Source organism: Shewanella maritima (genome assembly GCF_043643735.1).
Lineage (GTDB): Bacteria > Pseudomonadota > Gammaproteobacteria > Enterobacterales > Shewanellaceae > Shewanella > Shewanella maritima_A.
The window spans coordinates 120226-142546 of sequence record NZ_JBHZSM010000005.1; the positions used below are offsets into that span (position 1 = coordinate 120226).

Annotated in this window: 20 protein-coding genes; 12 read left to right on the forward strand and 8 right to left on the reverse strand. The window is 42.4% G+C overall.

The window, feature by feature from the left end:
• The first annotated feature begins 32 nt into the window (after positions 1 to 32).
• Positions 33 to 653, forward strand: coding sequence for a chemoreceptor glutamine deamidase CheD (locus ACHUGF_RS07890; protein WP_394130250.1), 621 nt, complete (start codon positions 33 to 35; stop codon positions 651 to 653).
• Here ACHUGF_RS07890 and ACHUGF_RS07895 read toward each other — a convergent pair.
• The gene (locus tag ACHUGF_RS07895) at positions 650 to 1435 is read right to left on the reverse strand and encodes a methyltransferase domain-containing protein (protein ID WP_394130354.1); all 786 of its coding nucleotides are present in this window, start codon (positions 1433 to 1435) and stop codon (positions 650 to 652) included. The two genes, ACHUGF_RS07890 and ACHUGF_RS07895, sit on opposite strands and share 4 nt — an antisense overlap.
• Positions 1436 to 1751: 316 nt before the next feature.
• Here ACHUGF_RS07895 and ACHUGF_RS07900 point away from each other — a divergent pair, with 316 nt between their 5' ends.
• Both ACHUGF_RS07900 and ACHUGF_RS07905 read left to right on the forward strand, forming a co-directional pair.
• The gene (locus tag ACHUGF_RS07900) at positions 1752 to 2582 is read left to right on the forward strand and encodes a MaoC family dehydratase (protein WP_394130355.1); all 831 of its coding nucleotides are present in this window, start codon (positions 1752 to 1754) and stop codon (positions 2580 to 2582) included.
• A gap of 322 nt (positions 2583 to 2904) precedes the next feature.
• Positions 2905 to 4281, forward strand: coding sequence for a Na+/H+ antiporter NhaC family protein (locus ACHUGF_RS07905; RefSeq protein WP_394130251.1), 1377 nt, complete (start codon positions 2905 to 2907; stop codon positions 4279 to 4281).
• Positions 4282 to 4370: 89 nt separating this feature from the next.
• On the opposite strand, the gene ACHUGF_RS07910 is transcribed toward ACHUGF_RS07905, so the two are convergent.
• Complete coding sequence (locus ACHUGF_RS07910; protein ID WP_394130252.1) at positions 4371 to 6884, reverse strand: beta-glucosidase; 2514 nt, start codon at positions 6882 to 6884, stop codon at positions 4371 to 4373.
• 308 nt (positions 6885 to 7192) lie between these two features.
• Positions 7193 to 8812 carry a mechanosensitive ion channel family protein gene (locus tag ACHUGF_RS07915; protein ID WP_394130253.1) on the reverse strand — a complete coding sequence of 540 codons (1620 nt, stop codon included), beginning with the start codon at positions 8810 to 8812 and terminating at the stop codon, positions 7193 to 7195.
• Between the two features lie 191 nt (positions 8813 to 9003).
• On the opposite strand from ACHUGF_RS07915, the gene ACHUGF_RS07920 reads away from it, so the two are divergent.
• A complete protein-coding gene (locus tag ACHUGF_RS07920; protein ID WP_394130254.1) occupies positions 9004 to 9360 on the forward strand; it encodes a hypothetical protein in 357 nt (118 codons plus the stop codon).
• Positions 9361 to 9386: 26 nt separating this feature from the next.
• On the opposite strand, the gene ACHUGF_RS07925 is transcribed toward ACHUGF_RS07920, so the two are convergent.
• Positions 9387 to 9512, reverse strand: a complete 126-nt coding sequence (locus ACHUGF_RS07925) for a hypothetical protein (RefSeq protein WP_394130255.1) — start codon at positions 9510 to 9512, stop codon at positions 9387 to 9389.
• A 299-nt stretch (positions 9513 to 9811) separates the two neighbouring features.
• Here ACHUGF_RS07925 and ACHUGF_RS07930 point away from each other — a divergent pair, with 299 nt between their 5' ends.
• The 6 genes from ACHUGF_RS07930 (at position 9812) to rraB (ending at position 14373) form a co-directional block, all read left to right on the forward strand.
• A complete protein-coding gene (locus tag ACHUGF_RS07930) occupies positions 9812 to 10099 on the forward strand; it encodes an ABC-type zinc uptake system zinc chaperone (RefSeq protein ID WP_394130256.1) in 288 nt (95 codons plus the stop codon).
• 77 nt (positions 10100 to 10176) lie between these two features.
• Positions 10177 to 11367, forward strand: coding sequence for a hypothetical protein (locus tag ACHUGF_RS07935; RefSeq protein WP_394130257.1), 1191 nt, complete (start codon positions 10177 to 10179; stop codon positions 11365 to 11367).
• Positions 11351 to 12256, forward strand: coding sequence for a metal ABC transporter solute-binding protein, Zn/Mn family (locus ACHUGF_RS07940; protein WP_394130258.1), 906 nt, complete (start codon positions 11351 to 11353; stop codon positions 12254 to 12256). Before ACHUGF_RS07935 ends, ACHUGF_RS07940 begins: the two co-directional genes overlap by 17 nt.
• Positions 12257 to 12260: 4 nt before the next feature.
• The gene (locus tag ACHUGF_RS07945; RefSeq protein ID WP_394130259.1) at positions 12261 to 13034 is read left to right on the forward strand and encodes a metal ABC transporter permease; all 774 of its coding nucleotides are present in this window, start codon (positions 12261 to 12263) and stop codon (positions 13032 to 13034) included.
• Between the two features lie 117 nt (positions 13035 to 13151).
• Entirely contained in the window at positions 13152 to 13892 is a 741-nt protein-coding gene (locus ACHUGF_RS07950; protein ID WP_394130260.1) for a 1-acylglycerol-3-phosphate O-acyltransferase, read from the forward strand.
• Positions 13893 to 13986: 94 nt separating this feature from the next.
• A complete protein-coding gene (rraB, locus tag ACHUGF_RS07955) occupies positions 13987 to 14373 on the forward strand; it encodes a ribonuclease E inhibitor RraB (RefSeq protein ID WP_394130261.1) in 387 nt (128 codons plus the stop codon).
• A gap of 95 nt (positions 14374 to 14468) precedes the next feature.
• Here rraB and ACHUGF_RS07960 read toward each other — a convergent pair whose 3' ends face one another.
• The gene (locus ACHUGF_RS07960) at positions 14469 to 15443 is read right to left on the reverse strand and encodes a sensor domain-containing diguanylate cyclase (protein WP_394130262.1); all 975 of its coding nucleotides are present in this window, start codon (positions 15441 to 15443) and stop codon (positions 14469 to 14471) included.
• A gap of 14 nt (positions 15444 to 15457) precedes the next feature.
• The gene (locus ACHUGF_RS07965) at positions 15458 to 16453 is read right to left on the reverse strand and encodes a response regulator (protein ID WP_394130263.1); all 996 of its coding nucleotides are present in this window, start codon (positions 16451 to 16453) and stop codon (positions 15458 to 15460) included.
• Positions 16454 to 16806: 353 nt separating this feature from the next.
• Between ACHUGF_RS07965 and ACHUGF_RS07970 the strand changes: the two genes are divergently transcribed.
• Positions 16807 to 17616 carry a crotonase/enoyl-CoA hydratase family protein gene (locus tag ACHUGF_RS07970; RefSeq protein WP_394130264.1) on the forward strand — a complete coding sequence of 270 codons (810 nt, stop codon included), beginning with the start codon at positions 16807 to 16809 and terminating at the stop codon, positions 17614 to 17616.
• 184 nt (positions 17617 to 17800) lie between these two features.
• Positions 17801 to 18304 carry a YqhA family protein gene (locus tag ACHUGF_RS07975; protein WP_394130265.1) on the forward strand — a complete coding sequence of 168 codons (504 nt, stop codon included), beginning with the start codon at positions 17801 to 17803 and terminating at the stop codon, positions 18302 to 18304.
• An 82-nt stretch (positions 18305 to 18386) separates the two neighbouring features.
• On the opposite strand, the gene ACHUGF_RS07980 is transcribed toward ACHUGF_RS07975, so the two are convergent.
• The gene (locus ACHUGF_RS07980; protein ID WP_394130266.1) at positions 18387 to 19289 is read right to left on the reverse strand and encodes a DUF3530 family protein; all 903 of its coding nucleotides are present in this window, start codon (positions 19287 to 19289) and stop codon (positions 18387 to 18389) included.
• A gap of 109 nt (positions 19290 to 19398) precedes the next feature.
• Positions 19399 to 22305 carry an RNA polymerase-associated protein RapA gene (rapA, locus tag ACHUGF_RS07985; protein WP_394130267.1) on the reverse strand — a complete coding sequence of 969 codons (2907 nt, stop codon included), beginning with the start codon at positions 22303 to 22305 and terminating at the stop codon, positions 19399 to 19401.
• Positions 22306 to 22321 lie beyond the last annotated feature (16 nt).

Below are 22321 nucleotides of genomic sequence, written 5' to 3' on the forward strand. Positions count from 1 at the left end.
TGTGCGTTAGCACATAGATAAGGAATGCCTTAGTGAACAATGCACCTCATTCACAGCAGTTAGTTGCTTCCACGAGAAAGTTTAATCGTGAGCAAAACGCGATGATGGTGCGCGTCGATCCTGGGCAATTCTATGTCAGTGGTCAAGATGAGTTGATTTTTACCCGTTTAGGTTCTTGTGTCGCAGCCTGTATTTGGGACCCTGTGACGGGAGTGGGTGGCATTAATCATTTCTTATTACCAGGTAATGAGCAACAAAATGAGTGGCAGCAAGTCACCAGTTACTCTTGCCGTTATGGAAACTGGGCGATGGAGCAATTGATCAATGGCATACTAACATCTGGCGGTTTACGTTCTCGTTTGCAAGCTAAAGTGTTTGGTGGAGCGAGGATGAGTGCGCATATCCAACAAAATATCGGACTCGATAATATTGAATTTGTGAAACACTATCTCGCACTGGAGGGGATAAATATCGTGAGTGAAGATTTAGGGGGAGAGCAACCTAGGAAATTAATGTTTCATCCACAGACTGGTCGTGTGTTATTAAAGTGGCTGCCTGCCAATATTATTGAACAACTTCAACAACAAGAAACCCAATACATTAGCCACCTTAAAGATGATGATGCGGATACCTCTGATATCGAGTTATTCTAATCAACTTTGTCGTGTTGAATAGGTTGTCCAATAAAGTGTATATAACGGCCTAATGACAAATAAGGTTGGCGTTGGGAGTATTTCAGCTCCATTTCAATCAGTTGTTGTTTATCAAAATTTTCTGGCAAATGGGTTTTAAGATAATCGTTGATCACTCTAACACCTGACTGACATTGCAGCGTTAGTTGCCATTGATTAAACCAGTCAGTGACTTGGTCAATGTACAGAGGGTAAGTTGGCGTGAGACCAATTTTCTTTTTTACCTTCAAGCCTTTGGCGACATAATCAAGATTACCCGATACCAAGCTGTGAAAGCGCAACGCCTCTTTGTTATAAAACATCAGCGAGAATAAGCCGGTGGGTTTAATAAATGCGAGTAAGCCTTGCAAAGTTGCTTGTGCATCACTGAGCCATTCTGCCACAGCATGGCACATAACGAGATCAAATTGCCCTAGTTGTGACACATCTAAATCTTGAATCGCGCTGTGTACTAGCGTGATATCAAGCGGTGTATCACTAGCATCAATCTGCTGCTTAGCCTGTTCAAGCATGTTTTCAGATATATCACACAACACAACTTCGTGTCCCTGTTGGGCAAGCTTCTGGCTTAGATAACCAAAACCGCCACCCGCATCCAAAATTCGAATCTTGGTTTTTCCTAACTGTTCTATTGCAGGCATCAGATCGCGCCATAGCACCGCAGCACGTATTTCGCCTTTGGTGGTGCCATAAATATTCTTGGCAAATTTTTGGGTGAGCTTGTCGAAGTTTTTATCTTTCACGGGTATTGAGCTTCTGGTATCGGGCATTTGGGGTTTCAGGATACGAGCAGTGTCATATAAAATGGATTGTCGCATTGGCTTAGACTGTATGCAAATGCGATGTTTGTATGATGTACTTTGTTGTCATCTCTTACCGAGATAGACATGGTTTCATCAAACACTAAAGCCATATTGTGTATGGTATTTTCTGCACGGTTAGACCGAGCCGCAACAGTCAGCTATAATATGCGGCTAATTTTTAGCTGTGCATATACATTTTAGGTCTATTTAGGGGTTTATTACTTTGAGTCACGACTATTCCATCGAGTTTAAATCGATGCCATCTTTGTTTTCCTTGTATCGCAAAATATTTTTTAGCCGCAAGCCAGGATGGGACCAACAGCCATTACCAAACATTTTCATTTCTGCTGATAATGTGCAATTGGCTGAAGATAAAGTCGCGCAATATGCCAAAGTTTGCGAGTTTAACTTTGATGGTGAAACCATACCTCCCACCTATTTATACGTTTTAGCCTTTAGGTTACATGCCAGCATTTTCACCCATAAGGCGATCACTTTCCCATTATTGGGCATGATCCACTTAAAAAACAGCATCACTGTTTATCGCCCTGTGAAAATGGATGAAAAATTAACAGTACAGTGCGAGCTAACTTCTAGCACAACGACAGACTCAGGTTTGGAATTTGAGTTAACCTCGAAAGTGTTTGTCGGTGATGAGCTTGTTTGGCAGGCATTATCGACTTACCTATACCGTTTTGAATCTAAAAAACGTGTCCGCCCACCAAGAGCATCAGATATGGCGTGGGAAAATGTTCAGCATTGGCAATTATCTGAAGACTTAGGATTAAGATATGCCAAGGCATCAGGTGACTATAACTTGATCCATTTGCACCCAGTACTATCAAAGCGTTTTGGCTTCGAGCGCGTATTGGCGCATGGTATGTGGTCAAAAGCCCGCTCAATGGCTCACTTAATGACATTTGTAGGTGATAAGCCATTTAAGTTGGACGTTGAGTTTAAACTGCCTGTGTTTATGCCGTCTGAAGTGACCTTCGGTTATGAAAGTATCGAAGGTGGAAAACGCTTTGAAATGCGCGATGTAAAAGGCCGCAGACCTCACTTAAAAGGTGAACTCAGTTACCTATAAGCTTTTCAGTTTGCCATTTCTGTAGTGATACTAGAAAAGTCCAAGGCTTGCCTTGGACTTTTTTGTTGCCGTAATTCCTAAGTGTATCCACGTCTACCTTTGTTTGTAGCATCTATCCGTCCATAAATCTTAAACGATAAAGCTGCGATGTTTATGAGGGATTATTCATTTGGGCTGCATTACAATTGTGTTAGATAAGTCATTAAATGATAACTAACCACTACTTTGGTTAAAAAATTTTATTGACTCAGCAGGCATTCAACATTAATTTCTCAGCAATTATTAACAATCAGTCGTTGCGACATAATCAAGGATAAATGTAATGACAGAGCCATCAGCAATCAGTTTAATTCCTCCTGTCGTGGTGCTAATGCTAGCAATTACACTGCGTCGCCCGATCTTGTCACTGGTGATCGGTGCCATTGTAGGCTTGCTGTTGTTATCACCTGCTGATGTATTGCATAACTTTTCAGATATTTCACTTAAAGTGATGGCCGACGAAACCATAGGTTGGTTGATTTTAGTGTGTGGCACCTTCGGGGCATTAATTGCACTGCTAGTCAGGACTGGTGGCGCTTTTGCTTTTGGAAAGCATGCACTAACCGTGGCAAAAGGGCCTAAATCATCGTTATTAATGACCTACTTGTTAGGTGTGGCTATTTTTATTGATGATTACTTAAACGCACTGACTGTGGGTGAAACCATGAAGCGGGTGACGGACAAGTTTAAAATATCCCGTGAAATGCTAGCTTACGTGGTTGATTCCACCGCAGCACCAATATGTGTGTTAGTGCCACTGTCAACTTGGGCAGTATTTTTTGGCGGTTTGCTGGTGGATAATGGTATTGCCGAAGCTGGCCAAGGTATTTCGGTTTATATGCAGGCGATTCCTTATATGCTGTATGCTTGGGTGGCAGTGTTGATGGTGCCATTGGTGATTTTGGGCGTAATACCGATTTTTGGGCCAATGAAAAAAGCGCAAGCATTGGCGCAGCAAGGTGATAGTAAACCTGTGGGCGAAACCGATGTTAATACGGCTGACGATTATGCCGTTAAAGCGATTGAAGATGAGTTTGCAGGAGCAGAGCGTAAGGGCAAGTTACACAATTTTTTAGTGCCCATCATCATGCTGATTAGCTTTACTGTGTATTTTGATATTGATGTTTGGTTAGGATTGTTAGCCACAATGGCATTAACTATTCCGTATTATGCCGTGCAAAGATTAATGCCAATCTCTGAAATGATGGAACAAATGATCGATGGCTTTAAGAGTATGCTCCCCGCGATTGGTACTGTCGTTGCGGCTTTCATTTTCAAAGATGTGTGTGATCAATTGCTGCTACCTCAATACGTGATTGATAGTTTAAGCCCATATATGACCGCGCAGTATTTACCAGCGGTCGTGTTTGTTGCGATGGCCATATTGGCATTTGCTACTGGCTCTAGCTGGGGGATTTTTGCTGTTTCAATTCCGATAGTGATGCCGTTATCGCAAGCCGTTGGTGCTGATACGCCATTAGTGATTGGTGCATTGTTATCTGCATCATCTTTTGGTAGCCAAGCGTGTTTTTATAGCGACTCTACCGTACTGGCAGCGCAAGGTGCGGGTTGTAACTTGGTGAGTCATGCTGTCACGCAATTGCCTTACACACTGATAGCAGCAAGCATTACGCTTGTTGGGTTTATCCTGTTAGCGTAAACCCCTCTTCATGACAAAAAAGCTGTCCTACCTGGACAGTTTTTTGTTTTCAGCCTACTGATAAAGCATAACTTTTTCGCTGTCTTTACTTATGGCCTTATTTCAAACTTGGCACTTTGCTTAATGTCATCGGATGATGCTGCAGCGTGCACTTTAAATTTGCCCGGTTCGACGACCCACTTTTTTAACATTGGGTCGTAAAAGCTAAAATCATCGGGAGTTAAAGTCATTGACACTGTTTTACTTTCGCCGGGAAGTAGGTGGACTTTTTCATATCCTTTAAGCTCTTTTATTGGGCGAGGTAGACGGCTTTCAATATCCTCAACATAGACTTGAATCACTTCTGAACCTGCACGTTGGCCGATATTTTTAATGGTGACTTTTGCCGTTAGGTTTTCAGTCGTGTTAATTTTGTCGGCACTAATTTCAAGCTGAGTGTATTCAAATTGGGTGTAGCTTAATCCATAGCCGAACGGGAAGCGTGGTTTTTGCTGCACTTTGTCCCAATAACGGTAACCTAGGAAAATACCTTCACCATAGAACACTCGCAGATCGCCATCGTCGTCAAAATAGAAAGGGTATGCTGGATTTTCTTCAATACGTTTAGCAAATGACGCTGGCAGTTTTCCACTCGGGTTAGTGTCTCCATAAAGGATTTCGGCAAGTGCAAGCGTGCCTTCTTGTCCTGGATACCATGCCATTAATACGGCATTAACCTTATCAATCCAGCTTTCCATTTCGACATTTCCACCAGAGTTAATAATCACAATGACATTGTTATTTACCTCAGCAACCTGGTTAATGAGTTCACTTTGGTTATAGGGCATTTCAAAGCTACGATCATAGCTTTCGCCCTCTGTTTGCCAGTCAAACCCGACAGCCATGATGACATAATCGACGTCTTTCGCTAAGGCAATGGCTGGTGCAGAGTAATCATCTGGGCTTTTACTCATCTCAGCAGGTTTGATACCTAATTGAATGGTTGCACCGCCGCCAGCTTGATAAAATTCAACAACAACTTTGTACTCTTCTCCGGCGTTCATGAAAACTTCGTGTTTCGCCGCAGTCGGGCCTTGGTTGCGCCATAAACTGACGACTTCAATGTCATTCAATATGATACGATAACCGTCGTCACCTATGCCTCCAATACTGTAATACCCAGTTGTTTTCGGGCTATAAAAACTGGTGAAACGCACTGAGAAATCTGTTTTAGGCACTGTTGGAAATTGCCATAACTGTTCATTTTCGAGCTTCAGCCAATCGAAAAATTGCTTATGAACTGGGTCTCCTTGTAATTCAGTTCCTAGATAAAACTCAGCATGGGTACCTTGTACTTTTTGATCATCTTGATAAATGTACAGTGGAAAGTCATCCCAGAGATTTTCAGGATACGGTGCGCCAGTAAACACGCCGCTATCGGAAACAATGTCAGTACCTTGGTGTGATATCTGCTTTAATGCATTGACTAGTGAAAGTGGGTGCAAGGGGGCTACCCCAGAGCTGCCACCGCCACCAGTAACCACACGATTACCATTTGGGCCTATGACACCAATACGTGCAGGCTTATCACGTTCAAGAGGCAGAATGCTATTATTTTTCAATAACACGGTACCGGAACGTGCGGCATCAATTGCGACTTGCCTTACCCAAGCTTCATCTAATGTAAAGCCTTGTGATAAGTCACTTTGTTTGAATAAGCCAAACCTGTCATAAGTGCGCAATATGCGTCTGACTTTGTCATCAATAGTTGCTTCATCGACTGCGCCAGAGTTTAATAAGGGAATTAAATTTTGCTGGTTCATAAAGGCAGCCGAAGGCATTTCTAGGTCGAGTCCTCCATTGGCTGCATTTTTGGCATCATATGTCGCCACCCAATCAGAGACGATAAAACCCTCAAAGCCCCAATCACCCTTTAAAATTTCGTTATTAAGTTGATGGTGCTCGCTCATATGGATGCCATTGACTAAGTTGTACCCTGCCATCACAGTCGCGACATTTGCTTGTGTTACCGTTGGCTTGAATGCCGCTAAGTAAATCTCGTGCATGGTTCTTTCATCCATGTCTGAAGATACATGATTACGATTAAATTCTTGGTTATTCGCTAAGTAATGCTTGGCATCAGCCATGACGCCTTGGTCTTGCATACCATTGATGTAAGCCACAGATGTTTGCGCTGCTAGATGTGGATCTTCACCGAAGTATTCGAAATTTCTACCTGTAATAGGTAAACGGTAGATGTTTAAACCAGGTCCTAATAATAAATGAACATTTTTAGCGCGAGCTTCAAGTGCAATGGCTTTGCCGAAATCATAAGCTAATGATTTATCGAATGAGGCTGCCAGTCCGATTGCAGCAGGATAGGCAGTTGATTTACCAAAATTGCGAACGCCAACAGGACCATCAGAAATACGAATTTGCGGAATGCCTAAATGCTCATAACCTCTGATATAGAAATCATTGTAACCACCAATAAAGTCAATCTTTTCTGACAGTGTCATAGCTTGGATTTTCTTCTCTATGGCTTGATGACCAATCGTTGTCTGAGAGTTTACCGAGGTAAGTAGACTAAAAAACAACGTGATACTCATGAGTAATCTGAACATTTGATGAATTTCCTTTCCCTATGAATGTTTCGTGTTCATTTCAAACTACAATGCTTTTTCTAAAGATGTGTAAGCGCTTACATTTCATGGTTAAACTATATTAGAAAAACACAAAGCAAACTAGGCTTCCTGAGAAAACATTGCAAATAAGAGTGTTTAGGTAAAGGGATATCGTGGTTAACTCATTAAGCTGAACAGGTCATTGTCTCTGTGGCGCCGATGCTTAGTGGCTTTTATCATTAAAGCTATCTAGAAGGAATCAGGCCAGACAATAAGTCTGACCTGTGTTTCAGCTTACTTACCAATGATTAGTCGGCTTTGGTTTGATAAATATGCACATCGCGCTGCGGGAATGGAATAGAAATACCTTCTGCATCAAAGCGCATTTTCACTTCACGGGTAATGTCCCAATAGACATTCCAATAATCTTCTGGGCGAACCCAAGGACGGACAACAAAATCAACTGACGATGAGTTTAGCGTGTGTAATTTAATGGTCGGTTCTGGCGAGGTTTGCACGCTTGCATGCTTGTCTACAATCTCTTTTAATACACGTTCAGCATGTTCAATATTGTCGCTATAGCTAATACCGAAAACCATGTCTACTCGGCGTAAATGCTCAGCAGTAATGTTATTAATCGTATCACCCCAAATTTTGTTATTTGGAATGATTAGTCTTTGGTTATCAAGGGTTTTTACTGTCGTCGAGACTAGGCTCATATGGCTGACTGTACCTGTGACTCCTGCAGCATTGATTAAATCGCCCACATCATAGGGGCGATAGATTAAGATCATCATGCCCGATGCGAAGTTAGACAGGGTGTCTTGCAACGCAAAACCAATAATCACACCAGCAATACCAAAACCTGCTAGTAATGGACCCAGTTCAAAGCCTAACTGCGATAAGGCAATTAACAGCCCTAGAGCGTAAACTGCTTTGGTAGACAGTGAGATGAAAAACTCTTGCAGTAATTTACTGAAGTTGAGCTTCGAAGTTCCCACCGCTTTTGAGACCACCTTGCTCACCACTTTTGAAATAAGGTTTGCCACGACCAATATGAGTAGGAAAATAAATATCTTAAAAGTCATGCTTGGACCATTCTCAATGACCTGATTTTTAACGACTTCTCCCCATTGTGTCAGTAAGCTGGTAGCAAAGTTAATACTGAGCACATCTTGAGTGATATCGCCTGACACGTTGAATAAGGTCTTCTTGATGGATGTTGTATCTTGGCCAAGTTGCTCAAGGACTTCTGCGCTGACAGTCAGGCTTTCGATATTTTTTTCAACGCGGGTTTTTAAAAATAACACTAAGGCTTTTTGTTCAGATGAGGCATCCGCACCAGCATTTGCCACATCTTCCACTGCCGTTTGTAATTTGCTCTGGTTATAATTAACCAGGCTTTCAAATTTATCCGCTCTGACAGTTAAATCCGCTATTAAAGTTTGTTTTTGTGTTTGGGTATCGATGCTTAATTTGTCAGCCCACAGTAAGGTTTCAAACTGTGCTTTGATAAATAAATCTCGCTGATTTTCTCTGTCTGACATTTGCAAAATGGTTTCAGCATCATTGTCTGTGCCCAACTGGCTATTCAGTAGAAGTAGTTGCTGATCAAGATAGTTTTGAATGCCTTCAAGAAACTTAAGCTGGTGCTGCACTAGAGGAGTGACGTATTTTGTGTCTATTGGAGAAACATCCATTAATTGTCGAATATGTTCTCGCAACTGCATAGTTTTATCAGTGATGCGATATTCAGTGATGGTTTGCATCTCGCCTTTTCGAGAGGGCAGAGCATCAACATCTTTGTCGATAAACTGCTGTAAGCTGGCTATTTCAGATTGAGTCGTTTGTGGTGTGTCAGCCAATACAGATGGCGAACTGACAAGGCAGGCGAGGGCGATGATAATTGGATAAATGGCACGCAACATGATGACTTCCATATGCAATTGTTGGCTTGAATCCTCATCATAGGTGCTAGCTAGTCTAAGCTCAACCAAGGAATTTACATAATTTACAAAAAATGGCTCTTTATTGTTAAAGCTGAGCCTGTATTGCGCTGAAAATACCTATTATTAATAAACTTTGATAAAATCGTGCCGGTTTTTATGAGGATAAATCAATGCAATTAAAGTGTGCTCACTGCTACCAGTCATTTAATGCGACAACAATTGAACAAACCCGTGGTAAAGGGTTACTTACCCAAGTGCAATGCCCACATTGTGATGCCTGGTTGTCGCGTCATAAATGGTTAACGTTAGGGAAGCTTATTGGCTTTTATATTGCGTTATCCATGGTGATATATGGTGTGTTTTTTGGTGGGAAAATGATGGTGGTAGTGCCGTTATTGATACTCTCGGTAGCGATGTTTGTTGCGAGCCATATGATGGATCACTTAGTCGTGATTGAACCTGGTAAGGATGCTGAGCAGCTAGAGGCAGAGAAACAAGCTAACAAAGGGGAAGGAGCAGAAGAGTAGGATACTCCTCTGCACAATGCTGATATTTACTCAACAACAATCACTTGGTTTTGTAGTGATGTTTCTACGTAGTAAATGCCGCCTAATACTACAACACCGATGACTACCATCGCTGTAATGATACCAATGTTTTCACGTAAAAAATTAGCCATATCTTTGTCTCATCTATGTTGAAATAGGCAGTCAAGCTGCATAAAGTCGTTCATTAGTAATGTTGTAATTTTATGCAGTTGAGCTTAAAGCTATCTTAAAAAAAACTTACTTTAGTGCTTTGAAATATAGTCTGGCGCACACAATTAACATTAAGCATAGCAAAAGCCCAAAAATGTTTCGCTTGTACGGTTTTTCAGCAATGTGTGATTTGTAACATTCTACTTGTTGCAAAATTAGCAATGTCTTTTAAAATACGTGACAACTTATTTGGCTCGCTTCACAAACGGACATTGCTTTTATGCGCCAATCAACGACAAAATCGCTTTCAATATGGCTAAGTGCCATATTATTGCTATTGTCGTTTTCTACCTCGGCACATATCGCAGAGCTTGATCATGACCATGATCTAATTAGTGAATGTACTCTGTGCTTTAGCCAAACCCAACTTAGCCAAGCATTGCTAACCGATGATTTTGGCTTACTTCCACAAAAGCAAGTGCAAGATTTTTCCCCTTGTGCCAGCTACACATCTATTACTCACTTCTTCGCTGTTTACCACAGCCGTGCGCCACCTGTTATCTCTTAATTCAACATTACTTACACATTTATCTATTTTTTTCGGCTTCATTAAGAAGACCGAGGTTTGTTGTATTAGGAGACAGTATGTCTGTTTTAACTGCGCGTGTTTCAGCTGTAGCGATTGCTTGTATGTTTGGTTCTGTGTCAATGGCTCATGCCAACTCAACCTCTAGTTTGTCTAATCCCAATATCAGTGCGGTACTAGACGGCTATTATCAGAGCGGTGAGCGCGCTATGTCAGAGCGTGTTGAAGGATTTGGTCTAGGTGAAACTGAGCTTGCTATTAGTGCCAACATTGATGATATGTTCTACGGTAAGTTAACCACAGTATTAGAAATGCATGACGGTGATACTGAAGTTCATTTAGAAGAAGCCTTTATTCAAACCTTAGCGCTACCAGGTGGTATGTCTATTCGTGCGGGTCGTTTTTTATCTGATATTGGTTATTTAAATAATCAACATCCTCATACAGATAGCTTTTCTGAGCGCCCAGCTGCATACCGTGCGTTCTTAGGTGGTCATTATTTTGATGACGGTGTGCGCTTTAGTTACGTTGCGCCAACCGATCTTTATTGGACTATGGGGGCAGAAGCCTTCAGTGGTAAAAAAATGCGCGCTGAAGATGAGCATGGTGAGCGTGACTTCAAAGATGTAGGGATTTATACCGCCTTCACAAAAATTGGTGGTGACATTGGTCAGCATAGTTCATGGCAGCTAGGCTTGAACTATATGCGCAATGAGAATGGTAAAACCATTGGTGAAGAAGGGCATGAACATGAGCTTGTTGATGAAGATGAACATGATCACAGCCATAGTGCACATTACATCGGTGAGAATACCTATATTGCTGACTTTGTCTATAAGTGGGCTCCGCAAGGCAATTACAAGTACCAGCATTTAACCTTGAGTGGAGAGTACTTCCGTACCACTGACATCTTTGCGGTTGAAGAGCATGATGATCATGAAGAAATGCATGAACATGATGATTATTATCAAGGTTGGTATTTAAGCGGTGCTTACCAGTTCTCACCTAGTTGGTCTGCTGGTATTCGTTATGGCGAAGTGGATGGTTATGAAATCCATGGTGATCACCTTGATGAGCAAAAACTAAAAGAAACAGAAGTGAGTTTAGCTTGGCACAGCAGCCATTTCTCAACGGTACGTTTACAATATACCAATCAGCGCGGCACGAATTTCGATGGTTTTGAAGACGATAATATTATTACACTTCAATATGTCATGACATTAGGAGCTCACGGTGCACATCAATTCTAAATGGTTAAAGATGGCTGCAGTTGCTGCCATCACGCTATCTAGCTCAGCTCAGGCAGACATTAATGTGTTTGCATGTGAGCCAGAATATGCAGCGCTTGCAAAAGAGTTAGCACCTAATGCGAGTATTTATTCGGCAACGACAGCAATGCAAGACCCACATTTGGTGCAAGCTAGGCCGAGCCTCATCGCGCGTATGCGTCAGGCCGATATAGCTGTTTGCGCAGGTGCGGATCTTGAAATTGGCTGGTTGCCAATGCTGCAAATGAAAGCCTCTAACTCAAAAGTGACTTCAACAGATCGTGGCTTGTTTTTCGCCGCGGATCATGTTGAAACATTAGATCAGCTAGAGCATGTTGATCGTTCAATGGGCGATGTTCATGCGCAAGGAAATCCTCACTTACATTTTGATCCGATGCGTTTACTGCAAGTCGCTAAAGCGCTGTCGGCCAAACTCGGTCAAGTTGATGCTGATAACGCAGCGCAATATCAAGCTAACTATGCTGATTTTGAACAACGTTGGTTAGCTAAAGTACCTCAGTGGCAGGCACAAGCTGAAGGGTTAAAGGGTAAAAAGGTTATCGCATATCATTCAAGCTTTCGCTACTTATTTAAGTGGTTGGGCATTGAGCAAATTGCTGACCTAGAACCTAAGCCTGGCTTAGCGCCGACCAGTGGTCATTTGGCTTCATTATTAACCCAAGTGCAAGAGCAGGATGTGATGGCTGTATTAGTTACATCATATCAGGATGTGCGTGGTGCTAATTGGCTAGCTGACAGGGCTGATCTTAATATGAGAGTCTTGCCTATGTCTGTTGGTGGTAATGCTCAAAGTCAGGATCTGTTTGGGCTATACGATAGTGTCATAGCCTTACTTAATGAGGTGAAATAGGCCTATGGTCGATTTCCAGTTAGTGTCGATTTTACTGCCAGCGTTTGTTGCTGGTTTACTGGTGTTATCCACTCATGTTGTTCTAGGTCAGCAAGTGCTGAAGCGTGGCATTATCTTTATCGATCTTGCTATTGCTCAAGTTGCTGCCTTAGGGGCTATTGTGTCGCATATTAATCACGATATTGAAGCTTTGCCCTTTTCACATGTTTGGATGCCAGCTATTTTCGCACTAGCTGGGGCGGGCACTATTGCTTGGTTAGCGCGACATTTTGAACAAGAGCTAGAGGCATTTATTGGTAGCTTCTATGTATTAAGTGCTGTCGCAGCCATGCTTTTGTTAGCTAATGACCCTCATGGTGCTGAGTTACTTAAGCAATTAATGAATGGCCAAATACTATGGGTAAGTTGGGAGCAGCTCACCTTACCCGCTATTGCTTATGGTGGCATTTTGTTGCTGATTGCCTTGAAGCCACAAGTTTTAGAAGGTGTTGGTTTTTATTTCTTGTTCGCTTTAGTTATCACATTATCAGTAGAGTTAGTGGGGGTTTACTTAGTGTTTAGCACATTAATTTTACCTGCGTTGGCGTTGAATCAGTATGCAGGCAAAGGCAAATTAGCCATAGCCTATGTGGTCGGTGTTGTCGGTTACATGCTCGGGTTGCTATTGTCTGCCAGTCTAGACTTACCCAGTGGTGCCGCAATTGTGGCTTGTTTAGCCGTAAGCGCTGCTGTCTGTCGAGGCTTGTTTGCCGTTAAGGCCAGACGTACACTTGGTTGAGTTATTGTTATTGTAATGTAACTCAATCTTGAGTTTCAGCGTACAGCTGTAAACAAAATATTGAGTCTGGTGTCTAGCCTGTTTATACTGTCGCCAACTTAAATGCAGGAGTATGCTGTGCTGCTAATTCTACGTTCTATATTGCTAGGCTTGATGCTTTGCTTAGCGTTCATATTTTCTATTGTATTTTGTCTTATTCGTCCTATGCACCGTGACAATGTACATGTGATCGCTGGTTTATTCGCATCTGCAGCCCCTATACTTGGGGTAAAGGTTATTAAGCGTAATGCGCAAAAACAGCAATCTGAAGCGCCAAACATCTATTTGGCGAATCACCAGAATAATTTTGACTTATTCACTTTAACCTCTGTTGTGCCTAAATCTACCGTGAGTATGGGTAAGAAGAGCCTTGCTTGGATGCCGTTATTTGGCCAGATTTATTGGTTATCAGGCAATATTCTGATTGATCGTAAAAACCGCCATAGTGCATTCGACACCATGGCAAAAACAGTCACTAAAATGAAGCAAAAGTTGTTGTCTGTTTGGATTTTCCCAGAAGGTACTCGCTCTCGCGGTAGAGGTCTACTGCCATTTAAAGTGGGAGCATTTCATACTGCTATCGCTGCTCAAGTGCCTATCATTCCTGTGATTGCATCCTGCCAGAATCATATTAAGCTCAACCGTTGGAATAACGGTGTTGTCATTGTTGAGATGATGGCACCGATAATGACCAAGGGTCTTGAAAAAGCAGATGTGAAAGATTTATGTAAACAAGTACATGATAAAATGTCTCAACGATTAGCTGAGCTGAATAACGAAGCTAAATCGTTGATGGTGAAGCCAACTAACGCCGCCTAAACACTGTATTGAGCAAGCATAATAATTGCTTGCTCAAGCAGGTGATTGTTCATGTATAATCCCTTGGTTGAGAATTTCATTACGGAGTTGACCCATGTCTATTGAACGTCTGTTAAAAGAGCAGCAAGAAGAAAACCGCGAAATTGTGGAAGCGTTGCTTGGTGATGGTTCAGATCCTGATGCGGAATATACCATTGAGCATCACTTTTCATCGAGTCACTTCGATAAGCTAGAAAAAGCGGCGGTAGAAGCTTTTAAGCTAGGTTTTGAAGTCAATGATGCTGAAGAAATGGAGCTAGATGATGGCTCGGTAATCTTCTGCTTTGATGCGATTGGCTACCACAAACTAGAAGTGGCATTACTTGATCAAGCCAGTGAGCAACTTATTCAACTTGCCGTTAAACAGAAAGTCGATTATGACGGTTGGGGCACATATTTTGTCGGTGACGAAGTAGATGATGAAGATGATATTGAAGAGTAGCCTTTTCTAGTTTATTGAGCTCAATTGGCTAAAATATATAAATAAAAATGCCCAAACAAGACTGTTTGGGCATTTTTATTGGTCAATCTAAGCGTCTATTCTTCAATGCTATCTTCTTTATTGATAACACTGCAGTTTCGGCCCTGCTGTTTAGCTTCATATAAGGCTTTATCTGCTCCTGATAACCAATTAGAACTGCTCTTTATGCTAGGGGTTAAATCATTAATTCCTAGACTGATTGTTACCTTAAGCTTGCGATGGTTATACACCACTTCTGATGACTCAATCTTTTTACGTAAGCGCTCAGTAAAGTGTAATGCTTCTTCTGCATTGGTTTTAGCCAATACCACAGCAAACTCTTCGCCGCCATATCGTCCTGCACAATCGGTTTCTCGCAAAGACTGTTTCAGCAAGTGGGCAATATGTTGGATGACTTTATCACCAGCAGGGTGTCCATACTGATCATTTACTTTCTTAAAGTGGTCGATATCAAGCATCACTAGAGTGGCACTGTCGTTATACCGCGAGAAACGTTCAAACTCACGCTCTAAGCAATGCTGCCAATGGCGACGATTGTGTAACTGAGTCAACCCATCTGTTTGGCTTAGTTCCTCTAAGCGTAAGTTGGCATTTTTCAGTTGTAACTTGTTGATGGCGATATCGGTTACATCGTAAATAATGATGCTGATATGGGTAATTTCACCTGTTAATGATGCCAGAGGTAACAAGGTGATATTTTGGTACATGCTATCTGCACGACCAGTAATAGGGCGGTAGTTTTTGAACTTAAATACGTAAGGTCGTTGTTCCCAACTAATGAAAGTACGGTTTTTAAGCAAAAATACCGACTCCATTTTTTGTTTCAGCCATTGCTCAGGTAAGTCAGAAAACTGCTCGAAAACATTTTTGCCTTTAATGGCATTAGGTGACACACCACTGTGGTTTTCCATGAAACCATTCCACAACTGAATGTTGTATTGGCGGTCTAACACGACTAAGCCTACTTCAATGGTCTGCACCATATCAATTAGCCAGTGAAGTTCATTCATCGCACTTTGGTCTTTTGACATATTAAAGCCTAGCGTTAATCGAGTAAGTACCCAAGCTTATAATTAAGCGTGGGAATTGAGTCTTCAGTGAACAACAGTAATAAATCACATTGAATGTTGTAATCTTCAATACGGTAGTTAATTTCCATTGCCAAAGTGCGTTGCCATTTTTCAGAGTTATCGTGGATAAGGTCATTAACGGTACAGTGTCGACCAATGACCACCGGATGTGATTGGCTAAATTTCATGTCTAGTTGCTCAGAGATCCCGTTAAGAAAAGCGCCGATGAGGACATTACCGGTATCCATCATCACTTCTACTTCGTTGTTACTGTCTTCAGGGTTAGCCAGTCCCATTAGTTTAGCCATGTCTTCAAAGCTTGAATCATGAAATAACAGCAATGCTTCACCCGCTACACCTGCACCAATAAAGCCCTGACAAAGTGCAGAGACCATTGAGCTTTCTTCAGTCGCTTTGAGCGCCATAGTGAGCTCGCTCACTTCGAGAACATTGACGTTAGGGATAGGCAGTAGCACGAACACATCTAATAATTTTGCCAGTAGATCTGCTGCGCGCCCCATAGCGACGTTCGCAATCTCTTGACATGCGTCGCGCATGTCAACTTCGAACATGGGTTGGCTATTTTCTTGTGAGGTTTGCGCTAAAGTCAGGATGCCATATTCTTGCAAAATATTGCTGATAGCATCGGCGCTGACAGGCTTTTGAATGAAATCGAGTGCGCCTAAAGCTTTGACTCGCTCATGGGCTTTAACTTGAATATCACCAGAGACAACGATGACCAATGCGGGTAAATCTTCACTTTGAACGGTTTGAAGTACTTCATAGCCATCCATCACAGGCATATTCAAATCGAGGAAAACAATCTCCCCTTTACCTGCGCGAATGACTTCTAAGCCTTCAGCACCATTCGTAGCAAAAGTGACATCAACATCCCACTCTTTGGGCAGGGTTCGTGCCATTTGCTTTCTGGCTAATGCAGAATCGTCGCAAATTAATACTGGGATTGTCATATTGAAAGGTTGTCCTTATTCGCCAATGGCTCTGACTCAAACGTTTGCGTTACGCTGCAATCATTGGGGCGTTTTTATAATTATAAGACAGAGGTATAAAACAATGTTGTTATCCTAGTAACACTTTCTATCGTTAACGCTACGTTAACATCAAACCATTGTTGTCGTTAAGGTTTAACTTTAGACGCTACTTCATTTGACGCCACTTCATTGTACACCTGATTATAAGTAAGGTGATATTCACTTTTGTCGACTTTTTGACTGATGACAATAAACTGCCATGTTATAACTATTCGACACGCGCAACAATTATGCTACCATGAAAACTGGACTGACCAGTAAGGGATTGTTTCATGGAAGACAAGTTAGTGAGTGTGACGGTGGATAATGGCATAGCTCAGGTACAGCTGAATCGACCTGATAAATTTAATGCCCTTAATTACGATATGTTTGTCGCCATTGATCGCACCATTAAATCATTAGCCAAGCAACGGCATGTTCAAGTTGTGGTGTTATCTGGAAGTGGTGGAAATTTTAGTTCTGGCCTTGATGTGAAAGGTATCTCTAAGTCGCCGATGACCGCAGGTAAATTACTATTTAAATGGTTACCAGGTAATGCAAATTTAGCTCAACGTGTATCAGTCGGTTGGCAACGCTTACCGATTCCTGTCATTGCTGTGTTGGAAGGTTTTTGTTATGGCGGTGGCACTCAAATTGCGTTGGGTGCTGATTATAGAATTGCAGGAAAAGACGCTCAGTTATCCATTATGGAAGCAAAGTGGGGCTTAGTTCCAGACATGGCAGGGTTAGTGGGGTTAAGGCAAATTATGCCTAAAGACCAAGCTATGCGATTGACGTTAACGGCAGAGATATTAGATGCACAACAAGCTTTAGCTTTTGGTTTGGTAAGTGAAGTCAGTGCTACCCCGCATGAGCAAGCATTATTGCTTGCAGAACAAATCAAACATACCTCACCAGATGCATGTGCCGCCATAAAATTAAGTATCAACAAAAGCTGGACAGCAAGTGTACGCAGCCTACTTAGCCGCGAATCGCTCAGTCAGGTTAAGTTACTTGCAGGTAAAAATTGGCGTATTGCTGCACTAAGACAAACTAAAAAGCCAGATAAGCAGTACAAGCCTCGTGCTGGCGGCTGGTGGTAATCTGAGTCAAATCTTAGCTGTAACAGCCTTATTTCAATTGTAATCACTCTGTATTATGCTGCCTGCGAGATATCGTTGAAGATACTTCGTTTTTAGGTGGCTTAATGCCTTAATTTATAATGCGTTACTAATGTAAAAAGTTACTAGGTAATGTGTTGTATGCAATATAGGGAATGTGTTGGTTATGATGGCTTTTTTTGAACGCCTGCTATGGGGGAGCCGTTTATCGGTAGTCACAGGAGTACTTGCCTGTGTGTTGGCTGCGTTTGTTATTTTTGCGTTGGGTCTTAAGGACCTTATCCATTTATTTGCTTTGTTATGGAGCTACATTGTCACCAGTAATCTTGATGTTAGGGTTGAGTTAGTGATGGTGGTCGTCGAGTTATTAGATACGTTTCTATTAGGCTCAGTATTACTGATATTCGCATTTGGTTTATATGAACTCTTTATCAGTAATATCGACGTTGCTGACAAACAAGAGTCAGGTGGAAAAATTCTGGTTATTTCGAGCATCGATTCTTTGAAAAGTAAGCTCGGTAAAGTCATTCTCATGATGCTGGTTATCAAGGTATTTGCATACTTTAATGAGCTCAAACCTACCTCGATGATTGAATTGCTCTATATGGCTATTATTGTGGTGTTAGTCGCTTTGGCATTAATGCTGAGTAAAGATAAAGCCAAGCCATAATTGAACACAATCAATAGAAACCGTAGCTAGATTGTTTTGAATAGACATTGCTGCGGTTTTTTATTGTCTGACAATCGCTGGGCTATTGCTTCAATACTCGATTACTAAAGCCTTTTAATACATATAGCACTTCTTCCCATGCACTTGGGGTGTCCATGTTTAAGCTTAAGGTGTATTGATGGTAAAAGCTGACCGGCTTGATCTGATTTAAGTTGTAACGCTGAGGAGCATGAAGCTGTGACAGAGGGTGTCCGTCAGGCGACTGAATATCCAAAATAGGTACTGATAATGCAGTGAGTTGTTCAGCAATGCTTGCTGTTTGTTGTTCTGCATCTAAGTCTTGCTCAAACTCGCGATATGGGTTGATGACTGCCAGAAGGTTGGGGAATGGTATGGCGTTTTCATATAGCAAATTACTGATTAACCCTGCGCTATCATCGACCACAATAATCATTCTTTTCCCTGGGTAAGCCTTGCCAATTTCGGTCAGCTGCGCCAGTGCACTTTTTAAATAGTCTTGTTGGTAGTTTCTCAGTTCTAACAGTTGCTGTGCTTGGTATCTAGGCGTGGTTTGATTAGTTGCCAGTGCTAATTGCTGCTCTCCCGCTTTTTCGACAGCTTCTGCTGACGTCGCAAAGTTGGGGTAAAACATGCCTTCACTGGGCTCGATGCTGATTGTTGCCCAACCATATTGATTAAGTTGTTGGCGTAAGTAACTAATGATGCCAGCAGTATCAGGGTGGTGATCTGTTGGGCCAATAATAATCGCAGCGCCATGACGTGTTTTGCCTGACCATGGCCTGACTAAGACATGTGCGTCTTTCTCATTGACCGTAATGGATTTGACTTCGGATGGGTCAAGGTGAACATAAAAAGGTTGTGCAGACAATTGATGAGAAAGCGTAAAAAAAGTCAGCAGCCCAGTTATCCAAACTAGGATAAGGCGTAAGAATCTGTTGTGTTGATTTGTGGTTAACTCAATCAATGGCTACTCCAACAGATTGCTAATAATAGTGTAAGTTTAACAAGTGATAAGCAAGAACACATCATTTTAGGCAGCTTCCTTGCTACCTAACATGTGTCTTATGGATCAACTATGCATGGCTGACTAATACCATTCTAATGGCATCAAGTTGCAGCTGAGCATCATCCATATAATCTGCCAGTTCAAGCATTTGGTTACGTAAATAATCTAATTCGTCTTCACGAATATTTGGATTAACGGCCTTTAGCCCTTGTAGACGTTCAAGTTCAGTGGTGAGCTGTTGCGTCATAGACTCTCTAGAGGCGCTCACTAACTGATCCAGCTCTGTTTGTGCGTGTGTTTCACCTTGAGCAAATAACGGATGCAGCAATGTCTGAGAGGCGCTCACTAGCTTACTGGCAATATGACGATTTACAGCACTGAGCTGTTTGTCGAAGCTGGTGTAGTCAACTTTATCAGCCATATTATTACCGTTTTTATCCAGTAATACTCGGATAGGTGTGGGTGGCAAGTAACGGTATAACTGACTTGATTTAGGCGCAGATGCATCAGCCATATAAATCAATTCTAAAAATAGGGTACCAGCAGGCAGGGCCTTATTCTTTAAAATAGCCACACTCGTGGTGCCCGTTTCTGAACCTGTGATTAAATCCAAACCGGTTTGCACAAGAGGGTGTTCTTGTGAGATGAAAGCAATATCGTCACGTGATAACGCGGTCTCACGATCAAAGGTTACTGTGATGCCATCTTCTGGTAAACCTGGATAGGTTGGGAACATCATGTGCTCTGATGGACGCAAAATAATGGAGTTCTCACCGCGATCTTCTTGATCGACACCAATAATGTCCCATAAGCGGATCACCGAGCCAATGAGGCTAGTATCGTTGTCCTGTTCAGCTAAGCGATAAATAAGTGCATTAGCACGCTCGCCGCCGTGAGAGTTAATCTCTAGCAGTTTGTCGCGGCCTTGTTCCATTGCTTGCTTTAATGCTTTGTACTGAGATTGGGTATGATTGAGCAGCAAGGTCATGGCTTGCTCATCTTCAGACAACAGCACTTGCAGTAACTCTTCACTGAATTCTTGGAATAACAGGTGACCACTGGGGCAGGTAAGCTCGAATGCATTTAATCCTTCATGGAACCAACGCATTAAGCGTTCTTGGGCAGTGCCTTCTAGGTATGGCAAATGAATTTGTACATCATTTTGTTGACCAATACGGTCTAAACGTCCAATGCGTTGCTCAAGTAAATCAGGATTAAGCGGTAAGTCGAACAATACTAGATGGCTGGCAAACTGGAAATTACGCCCTTCTGAGCCAATTTCAGAACAAATGAGTGCTTGAGCGCCGCCTTCTTCTTGGGCAAAGTACGCGCCGGCTTTATCGCGCTCAATGATCGACATGCCTTCGTGGAATACGGTAGCTTGAATGCCTTCACGGGTTCTTAATGCTTCTTCAAGGCTCAGTGCGGTTTCTGCTTGGCTGGCGATGATCAGCACTTTTTTGTTGCGGTGTTGCTTTAAGAAATCAATTAACCAATCAACACGAGGGTCAAACTTCCACCAAGCTGCACTACCTGCATCAAAATCTTGGTAGATTTTTTCGGGACATAGTGCTTGTTTGGCTTGCTCATTAGCGCCTTTATTGCCATTCATCATGGCATTAACGCGTGAGGCGGTTACATATTGCTCAGGCAAGGTTTGCGGATAAGCATGGAAAATACGTTGCGGGAAACCTTTCACTGAAGCGCGACTGTTACGGTATAACACGCGACCCGTACCATGGCGGTCTAGTAACTCTTGCAATAATTCTTCACGCGCAGCTTGTTGTAACTCTTCATCCACATCATCAGCCTGAATGAGACGAATGCTTGGGCTAATGTCTTTCTCTGATAATAACTCAGTGAGATTGTTAATGGCTGTGTCTGGCAGCTTTTTAGCATTTGCTAGTGCTTCTGCCGCTTCAGCAACTTCTTTATAGCTGTTTTCTTCATTCAAAAACGCTTCATAGTCGTAGAAACGATCTGGGTCGAGCAAGCGTAAACGGGCAAAGTGACTTTGGTGGCCGAGTTGATCTGGGGTTGCTGTGAGTAGCAACACGCCCGGAATAGTTTGGCTTAAAGCTTCAACGGTTTGATATGCGCGACTCGGTTTATCTTCTGACCATTGCAAATGATGGGCTTCATCAACCACCATCAGATCCCAGTCAGCATCCATCGCTTGATCTAAGCGGCGCTTACTACGCAATAATTCCAGTGAGCAAATCACCAGTTGCTCGGTATAAAATGGATTGTCATTGTCTGCATAAGCTTCAACGCAGCGGTCTTCATCAAACACGGAAAAGCGCAGGTTAAAGCGGCGCAGCATTTCAACTAACCATTGGTGGCGAAGTGTATCTGGCACAATCACTAAGATACGTTCCGCTCTGCCAGTCAATAATTGCTGGTGGATAATCAATCCAGCTTCAATGGTTTTACCTAGGCCTACTTCATCGGCTAATAGCACTCTGGGTGCATAGCGGCGTCCTACTTCATGGGCAATCCATTGTTGGTGGGCAATTAAGCCAACGCGTGGGCCTTGAAGGCCTAGCAAGTCTGAGGTGGCTAATTGATGGCGTAATTGCTGGCATTGATAACGCAGGCCAAAGCGATCTAAGCGGTCAATTTGTGCGGCAAATAAGCGATCTTGTGGCTTATTGAAACGAATATTATGATTCAGCTGCGTCTCACGCAAAGTGACCGTTTCTTGGGTCTCGACATTGGTCCCATGATAAGTGACCAACTGATTTTGCTCTTCAATGTCACTGATCAATAAATGCCAGCCTTCACCACTTTCCACTGTATCGCCTGGATTGAAAATGACCCTAGTAAGCGGTGCTTCACTGATTGAGAACATTCTATTCTCACCCGTAGCCGGAAACATCAAGGTCACCATGCGACCTTCTATTTGCACCACGGTGCCTAATCCTAATTCTGACTCGGTATCACTGATCCAGCGTTGACCTAAGGCAAACGACATTGCTTCACTCTCATTT